The sequence below is a fragment of the Hyphomonas sp. BRH_c22 genome (genome assembly GCF_000961795.1).
In the GTDB taxonomy this organism is placed as follows: domain Bacteria; phylum Pseudomonadota; class Alphaproteobacteria; order Caulobacterales; family Hyphomonadaceae; genus Hyphomonas.
Window position 1 is genome coordinate 1 of record NZ_LADU01000096.1, and the last position, 8174, is coordinate 8174.

7 protein-coding genes are annotated in these 8174 nt (G+C 63.1%); 1 reads left to right on the plus strand and 6 read right to left on the minus strand.

Going from position 1 to position 8174, the window contains the following annotated elements; all coding sequences use genetic code 11:
* Positions 1-381, plus strand: a 381-nt coding sequence (locus VR74_RS13565; RefSeq protein ID WP_045697679.1) for a pantoate--beta-alanine ligase, incomplete at its 5' end; no start/stop codon positions are given.
* Here VR74_RS13565 and hisC read toward each other — a convergent pair.
* The 6 genes from hisC to VR74_RS13595 all read right to left on the minus strand — a co-directional run.
* Positions 365-1456: a histidinol-phosphate transaminase gene (hisC, locus tag VR74_RS13570; RefSeq protein WP_299950549.1), complete on the minus strand. Its 1092-nt coding sequence runs from the start codon at positions 1454-1456 to the stop codon at positions 365-367. The two genes, VR74_RS13565 and hisC, sit on opposite strands and share 17 nt — an antisense overlap.
* A gap of 113 nt (positions 1457-1569) precedes the next feature.
* Positions 1570-2343: a hypothetical protein gene (locus tag VR74_RS13575; protein WP_299950551.1), complete on the minus strand. Its 774-nt coding sequence runs from the start codon at positions 2341-2343 to the stop codon at positions 1570-1572.
* Positions 2344-2369: 26 nt separating this feature from the next.
* Complete coding sequence (locus VR74_RS13580; RefSeq protein WP_045697683.1) at positions 2370-3965, minus strand: hypothetical protein; 1596 nt, start codon at positions 3963-3965, stop codon at positions 2370-2372.
* Positions 3966-4265: 300 nt separating this feature from the next.
* On the minus strand, positions 4266-6356 hold the full coding sequence (locus VR74_RS13585; protein ID WP_045697685.1) for an amidohydrolase family protein: 2091 nt from the start codon (positions 6354-6356) through the stop codon (positions 4266-4268).
* Positions 6357-6509: 153 nt separating this feature from the next.
* Positions 6510-6887, minus strand: coding sequence for a hypothetical protein (locus VR74_RS21080; protein ID WP_299950554.1), 378 nt, complete (start codon positions 6885-6887; stop codon positions 6510-6512).
* Positions 6888-7151: 264 nt separating this feature from the next.
* Positions 7152-8174: acetyl-CoA C-acyltransferase (locus VR74_RS13595; RefSeq protein WP_045697689.1), on the minus strand; the 1023-nt coding region annotated here is incomplete at its 5' end.

The following is an 8174-nucleotide window of genomic DNA, read 5'->3' on the forward strand; positions in this document are numbered from 1 at the left end:
CGCATGGTGCGCGACCTCGGATTTCCGGTCGAAATCCTGGGAGGAGAGACAACGCGCGATGCCGATGGCCTCGCCCAGTCCTCCCGCAACCTCTACCTCAAACCGGACGAGCGAATCGCCGCCGGCGCGCTGCAGGCGGCGCTGCACCGGGCATCCGTGCGGCTGGCGATTGGCGTGACGCCGTCGGTTGCGCTGGACGAAGCGCGGGCGCTGATCATGGCGGCCGGCTTTCGAACACTGGACTATGTGAGCCTCGTTGACCCCGACACCCTGCTGGACCTGCCGGATACGCCGCTGGCGCCCGGAACGGCCGCGCGGCTGCTTGGCGCCGCGTGGATGGGCAAGACGCGCCTGATCGACAATATCAGCGCGACGCGGTGAAGTCCCTGAGGGCGGCGAGAACGGCCTCATTGTCCTCTGCCGAGCCAACGCTGATGCGCAGGCGGGTGGGAAGACCGTAGCCGCCAACCGCGCGCACAAGGATGTCGCGCGCCTTGAGGAAGTCATTCGCTGCAGCCGCCCGCTCGGCCGAACCGAAATCGGGCAGCACGAAATTCGCCTCAGAGCCCGGCGTGGCGAGGCCCATCGCGTTGAGAGCGTCTGTCATTTTCGCCCGCCAGAGCGTGTTGTGCGCCCGGCTCATGTCGATGAAGGCCGGGTCGCTGATGCTGGCAATGCCGGCGGCAACGGCAAGGCTGTTGACGTTGAAGGGGCCGCGAATGCGCTGGAAGGTCTCGGCAATTTCCTGCGGCAGGTAGGCCCAGCCGAGACGTGCCGCTGCCAGCCCGTGGATCTTCGAGAAGGTCCGCATCATCACCGTGTTCGCCCGCCGGTCGACCAGGTCGCGGATGGCCGCCTCGTAGTCAGGGCCGACATACTCGGCATAAGCGCCGTCGATCACGAACAGGACATGCGGCGGGAGCGCATCCTGCAAGGCAGTCAGCGCATCGACCGACATCATCGTGCCGGTCGGGTTGTTCGGGTTGGCGAGGAACAGGATCCGTGTCCGCTCCGATACCCCGGCAAGTATGGCATTGGCACCCGCCGTGAGGCCTGTCTCCGGCACCGAGATGCAGGCTGCGCCGTGAGCGGTGGCCGAGACGGCGTACATCGAGAACGCGTGTTCGGTTTGCAGGATTTCGTCGCCGGGCCCGGCATAGCATTGGGTCAGCAGATGGATGATCTCGTCCGATCCGGACGAAACGACGATGCGGTTCGCATCTTCAATGCCCATCGCTCTGGCGATGGCTTCGCGCAGAGCGCCATAGGTTGGATCGGGATAGACATGCACGCTGGCCGCTGCCTCGCACATGGCGTCGATGGCGAGGGGATTGGGCCCGAACGGGTTTTCGTTCGAAGCCAGCATCACGACAGGCCCTTTGGCACCGGCAAGCTTGCCGCCGGGCACGTAGGGTTTTGTCTTCATGATATGCGGCAGGGGGCGAATGTCGGTCATTCCCGGCGGTTACACCAAAGCAGGCTGGCGGGAAATGCCGATTTCGTCACGCCACCCATGAAAACAGGCCGCCTTGTGAGGGCGGCCTGCCTGCAAGATGATGAATGGAACGCCTAGTTCACGGAGCCATAGTCCGCGCCAGCCTCGGTGAAATAGGCGCGCCAGAAGGCCTTCACGTCGGCCAGCGGCAGGTCGTAGATCTGGCGCGGAACAATGCGGGCGACGACCTGAACCTTTTCCATATGCGGCTTGGTCTGCGCGAGTTTCGAGCCGAGATAGGCGTCATAATCGGCGCCGACCTTGTACATCGAGAAGGCATCGGAATGCTGCATCAGGTCTGACACGACCACGACGCGGCGGTTCTCGTTGGTCGACTGGAAATCGGCCCGGTCAGCGATCGTGAAGAGTGCCTCAAACAGCGGGGAGCTTGGCTGGCGCGTGTCTTCAAGCGCGGTTTCGATCTCGGCGATCAGCGGCTTGTAGAATGTCGACTGCCATGCCTGCTCGATCATCCGCGGATTTTGCGTGATCGGATTGGCATCGGCGATGCTGCCCGGCGAACATTTCACGAAAATGACCTTGGGGTCATACGGACTTGCAGCGTTCGGCGTCATCACCGTGAGACGGCCGTATTTCGGCAGCGCCCGCGCTTCATTGTCTACGAATTCATGGACCCAATCCAGGTCGTTCGGATTGAACGGATCGGACTGGTCGAGCAGGATAATCGTATGCGCCGGATCCTTGCGGTCCATCCGGCAGGACGTGTCTGCCATGACGGTTGGCGGAATGTTGAACGCGACCAGCGCGAACAGGCCGAACACGCCTGACAGCATCAGGCCGATCATGCCGCGCCAGAACCAGGGCCCCTTTTCTCGTCTTCTTGCCATCTTGCTTTACCTCCAGACGCTGCGCCTCAGGCGCGGCGGGCCTCGTCCACGGATACGAAGGCCTTGCCGGCGCTCTTGCCGTCACGGACCTTCTCGATTTCTTCGCCCACTTTCTTGTCGATGCTCGAGAGGCCCTTCTGGACCTGCTGAATATGGGTCTCCAGCCACTCACGGGTCATGTTAAGCGCCTTGAGGTTCTGGTCGATTGCCTTGATGGCGGCGTTCGCCTGATCGCGTTCTTTCGAATAGTCGAACGGTGGCAGTTGGGGTGTGACGATCTCGTCGAAATAGGCCGGGCAGGCCGCCTGCTCGCCGAGCTTGTCGCGCAGCAGGTTGCGCTGGCGGCGGTGAGCCTGGCGATAGGCGACTTTCAGCGAGCGCTCCTGATCGGCCGCCTTCGCCGCAATCGCGACCGCAACATCGCGGCGCGATTCGAGCTCGTTCATGGCCTTTTCGATTTCACGCTTGGCGGCGGCATGGCGCGAGAGCTGGGTCTCGAACCAGAGACGGCACTGGGTGAAATAGTCTGACAGGTCATCGCGGACGCCATTGCGCACCTGCTGGCGGCGCTCATAGGCCTTGCGCTCCTTGCGCCAGACGCGGCCATAGCCGGGATAACGGTCGGAAATCCGGTCATAGCCTTCGTAGACAGCGAGGCCGAACACGGTGAGCCCCATGAACAGGAGGCCGAGGGCAATGAAGCTTTCGAGGCCGAAGATGTTCGGGAACATGCTGGCCAGAACAGTGCCGGGCGCAATGTCGAACATCGAGAATTCCGCCATCGTGCCGGCCTGCGTGGCCGCGATGAGTCCCGTCTCCACGGCGTCGCGGAAGTGCGCGACGAAGAAGTTCAGCAGGACGCCGCCGACGAGGCCGAAGGCGGTGACGACGCCGCCCAGAATCCTGAGGGCAATATGCGGGTGATTGAGCGCATAGCGCAGGCCGAAAAAGCCCGTGATCACGCCAAAGCAGACGTTTACGGCACTCACCGCGAAGGCGATCATCAGGCCGCCCATCAGACCGGAGGACTGGGCATCCTTGAACAGGAGCGCGTTGAAGCCGCCTTCGAGCACCATGATGAAGATCAGGATGGCCACCGTCTGCTCGACATTCTTCTTGATGTCAGGCGTGCGGTCGCCAATGCGGTCGCCGTGCCGGGCACGAAAGGTCTGCAGCTCGATGATGGCGGCAGAGTGGCTTTCGCGGGCGTCGGTGACGTCATCCATTTCGTGATGGCGGTATTCATTCTCTTCCGACTTGATCGCTTCGCGCAGCTGGTCGGGATAGATGTCGATCGGCGTGCAATCATGAATGAAGTTGCGGACATTCGCAGCCGTCGTGCTCAGCCAGGTGGTCAGGCCACGGCGCACGGTTTCGGCGCGCTCGGCGATCTGCTGTTCGCGTTCGCTCCACTGGTCCTGCGTGATGGCATCGGACGCGGGGATCGCATCGGTGGCGTCCTTCTTGGCATCGCGCTTGGTCAGCGTACGATTGAAGCCGAGCTCACCCTGGGCCAGCTTTCCCTTCAGGCCGAAATCCGACAGTTCCGCAGTCGTCTCCAGCGGCTTGATCTTCGACTGGCATCCGACGTCTGCGCCCCAGCGCACAGTTTTCTTCAGCATGATATTACCTCTTAACAACGGAAGGCTTGGTATTAACCTTCGCCGAGAATGCGCCGGACCCGTAAATAAGCCCCTAAGGCGCGCAGCTTGTTGCAAATCGGTAATGTTGGTTAATACACCTCCCGTCATTCCGAGCGCTGGCGTTAATTTTGCGAGACTATTCAAGCCTTTGGGTTAACCGAAAGGGCCGCAAAACCACCCCTTTCAGGGGCGTCGCGGCCTCCAGGATTTTAATAAGTCCTGCAACAGTTTTTGCAGTGGCCAATTAGCAACACCCATTACAGGGCCGATGTCGTTACCCTATTCAGCCAGCGCCGGCGCAATGATTTGCGGAACATCGGTGAAGGGCTTGATACCGAAATAGGGATAGATCTCGCTCGGGAAATAGACGACGCCGTCCTTGGCCACGAGTTCGATTGTCTTGATCGCCTTCAGGTCCTCGACCGGATTGCCGGGCACAAGGAAGAAGTCCGCCTTCTTGCCGGGCGTGATCGAGCCGATCTCGTCACCGAGCTTTACATAGTCGGCCGCCTCCTGCGTGGCACGGGCAAGGATCTCGGCCGGGGTGAAGCCGATATTCTGGTAGAGTTCCAGCTCGCGGTGCAGGGTGAACGCGCCGCCCATGTCCGTGCCCATCAGGATCAGGATGCCGCGATCCTTCATCCTCTTCAGCGTGGCGGTGATCTGGTCGAAGGCGCCGGCATAGGCGGTATCGTCTTCCGGTGTTTCGATGTTCGACCAGGCCGCACGGGCATCGCGCTGAACGCCGACCGGCATGTGATCGACATAGTCGGCCATTCCGGCCTGCACTTCGCCGTTGCGCGAGAGGAGCAGCGCCTCATGGATGGCATAGGTCGGGTCGATGGAGACATTGTTTTCGACCATGAGATCAAGCGTGTGCTGGACCGGCGCGCTGTCGAGGTCGACCTTGGGCAGGCGCTGGAGGGCAGTGAGGCGCAGGAGCGTGCGGGTGTCCTCGCCCTGTTCAAGCACCCAGCCGAGCATGACCTGATTGATATGGGTCATCTCGTCATAGCCGGCTTCGATCATGCTATCGGCATTGGTGAAGGCCGGGACATGGCCGGTGACGCCGAGACCGCGCTTCTTCGCCTGGGCAACGACGGCGGGCACCCAGGCCGGGTTCATCGAGTTGTAGATCTTGACCTGGGAAAAGCCGCCCTGGTCGGCATACCAGTCGACGGCGGCGACGGCTTCTTCCTCAGTGGAGACGAGGATGCCGTTATTGGAGTTGAACGGGCTCTTGCCCTCGATGAAACCATTCTTGACGATATGGGGCCCGGCAAGCGTTCCATCCTCGATCTTGCCGATCAGTTCGGCCAGCTTGGCATTGTCATTGCCCATGTCGCGGATCAGCGTCACGCCAGCAGCGATATTGAGCAGCGCGTCGTCCTGGCCGACATGGCCATGCATGTCAGCGAGGCCGGGGATCAGGGTTCCGCCCTTGCCGTCAATGACGGTCTCATTCGGATGGCTGGCATTGGCCGCTTCAATGGCCTTGATCGTTTTGCCTTCGACGAGGACGGAGACCGGGCCGGTCAGCGCCTTCCTGGCGGGATCAAAAATCCGCACGTCGGCGATGCGGAGCGGCGTGCCGAAATTGTGGGCGGTATTGGCCTGGATGGTCTCGTAACGCTCGGAGGCAAGGCGCGTGGCAAGCGTGGTGAGCTGGGCCTCGGCGGCTTCGTAACCCTTGCGGATAACGAGAAAGCGCGGGCTGATAATGGCGAAGAAGGCCTCGTTCCCGTCCATCAGGAAATAGGTCGGGTCGAGGCTTTCGCCGGTCAGGGCATAGGCCGTGGTGGCGATGGGCGCAGGGCCGCCTTCGACGGTGACGGTTTCGAGCGCTTCAAGACGCAGGGCGCCCGCCGGCCAGGCCGCCAGCGTGTGGTCGGCATCGGCGAGCAGTGCGCGGGCGTAGACCGAGAGCGCATAGGGCGAGGCATTCTGGGCGATGTAGATTTTCGCCGCGTCGGCCTCAGCGGTGCCGGGGCCGGTCGTATCGACCCAGCTGGCGGTGCCGTCGGCGAGGCTGAAGGTCTCGGAGACCTTGTTGCCGAACGTGGTGTTGCCATCGATGGTCCAGCTGACGGGAAGGCCATCTTCGCCGAGGAGGAGGGTTTCGGCCATGGTGGGGCCGCGGCCATTGTTGCGGTATTCATAGTCGATCTTGATGCCGGGGCCGGTGGTTACGGCGGTCATCTCGCCGATATCGGCGCCGAAGAGGCGGACTGTGTAGGCCTCGGTGACCGGCTCCGGCGCGTCAGGCGCTTCGGCCTCGATCATGGTTGCAGGCGCGACCTCGGTTTCGTGGGCACAGGCGCCGAGCCAGAGCGTGGCCCCCAGCGCCATGCGTGTAAGCCGGTTGATCATTGTATTGCCTCCCGAAGATCGCGCGCCCTTGCGGCGCTGTCAGCGGTCTAGGTGGCACAGATGACCGGGGGAATCCAGATTGAGGGCAAATGCATGCGGCGCCTGTGAGGGCGCTTGGGGGTGGGTTTCTGGTTTTCGGGATTGGATTCCGGGTCAGGTGTCGGGGATTGGGCCCATGGGTCCGTGTTCCCGGCGCAAGCCGGGACCTCTTGCGGTTCGTCCGCCCGCAATGGGCTGAGGCCCCGGCGTTCGCCGGGGACGCGGGGGTGAGGGTTCCATCACTGCTTCTGCCAGCCGATCCGATACGGGTGCCCGAAAAGAGCAAGGACGATGCCCGGAGATGTCGTCGGATAGATACACGATATCCACCCGGCCATGGCAGGTGACGGCCCAGAGCATCTGCGAGCCGGGGCCGCCATTGGCCTTGAACCATGCGCGCAAGCGCTGGATGCGGATGTAGATCAGCGGCCAGATCGGCAGCAGGTACCAGGGCAGGCCCTGCATGGGGCGGAAGAGGGAGAAGGGCGGCATCGGGGCGTATTATACGCCGGCGTGTTTTGGGGTTGGATAAGTGGCCCCTTCCGCCTGGCCATTTTACGGCCATCCACCTCCGGGAAAATCGATCCTCGATCGATTTTCCCGGAGGTGCCCCCGCAGGCGGGGGAGGATGAAGTGTCGGCGCGCCTCCCTCTCCCCGAGAGGGAGAGGGGTTGACCGTGCTGAATGACTTGACCCCTCTCCCTCTGGGAGAGGCGGGGCCCATCGCAAAGCGATGGGAGGTGAGGGCCTTTCGACCTACGCCATTTCGATGATGGTCACGTTGGCGATGCCGCCGCCTTCGCACATGGTTTGCAGGCCCCAGCGCTTGCCCCGGGCCTTGAGGCCATGGATCAGCGTGGTCATCAGCTTGGTGCCGGTGGCGCCGAGCGGGTGGCCGAGGGCGATGGCGCCGCCATTGACGTTGAGCTTCTCCGGGTCGGCGCCGGTATGCTTCAGCCAGGCCATCGGGATGGAGGCGAAGGCCTCGTTGACCTCATAGAGATCAATGTCGGCCATCTTCATGCCGGCGCGCTTGAGGGCGCGGTCGGTGGCGAAGAGCGGCTCTTCCAGCATGATGACCGGATCACCGGCGGTGACGGTGAGGTTATGGATGCGGGCAAGCGGGGTGAGGCCGTAGCGCTTCACGGCCTCGGCAGAGGCGATGAGGACGGCGGAGGCGCCATCGCAGATCTGGCTGGATGTGCCGGCGGTGAGGATGCCGCCTTCGGCCATGGTCTTGAGGCTGGCGAGGGCCTCCAGCGTGGTGCCGGGGCGGATGCCTTCATCGGTGACGTGCATCTCGATTTCGCCTTCGGGCGTGACGATCTCGACGGGCACGATCTCGTCCTTGAAGGCACCGGCCGCTGTGGCGGCGGCGGCGCGGCGCTGGCTTTCGACGCCGAAGGCATCGGTCTGGTCGCGGGTGAAGCCATGCTTCTTCGCCACCATTTCGGCGCCGGCGAACTGGCTGAAGCCCTTGATGCCGTATTTCTGCTTGATCGTGTCGGAGATGGGCGAGATGCCGGAGCCGGGCAGATAGTTCGAGCCCATCGGCGCGCGCGACATGGATTCGGCGCCTGCCGCGATGATGATATCCTGCGTGCCGGACATGACGGCCTGCGCGGCGAACTGGATCGCCTGCTGGGACGAGCCGCACTGGCGGTCGATGGTGACGGCGGGAACGCTGTCGGGCAGGCCCGAGGCGAGCACGGCCATGCGGCCGAACTGGCCGGCCTGTTCGCCCGCCTGTGTGACGCAACCGAAGATCACGTCCTCGAT

Coding starts and splice junctions, on each gene's coding strand:
- hisC (WP_299950549.1), bottom strand. CDS start 1,456: ATGACCGACATTCGCCCCCTGCCGCATATCATGAAGACAAAACCCTAC.
- VR74_RS13575 (WP_299950551.1), bottom strand. CDS start 2,343: ATGGCAAGAAGACGAGAAAAGGGGCCCTGGTTCTGGCGCGGCATGATC.
- VR74_RS13580 (WP_045697683.1), bottom strand. CDS start 3,965: ATGCTGAAGAAAACTGTGCGCTGGGGCGCAGACGTCGGATGCCAGTCG.
- VR74_RS13585 (WP_045697685.1), bottom strand. CDS start 6,356: ATGATCAACCGGCTTACACGCATGGCGCTGGGGGCCACGCTCTGGCTC.
- VR74_RS21080 (WP_299950554.1), bottom strand. CDS start 6,887: ATGCCGCCCTTCTCCCTCTTCCGCCCCATGCAGGGCCTGCCCTGGTAC.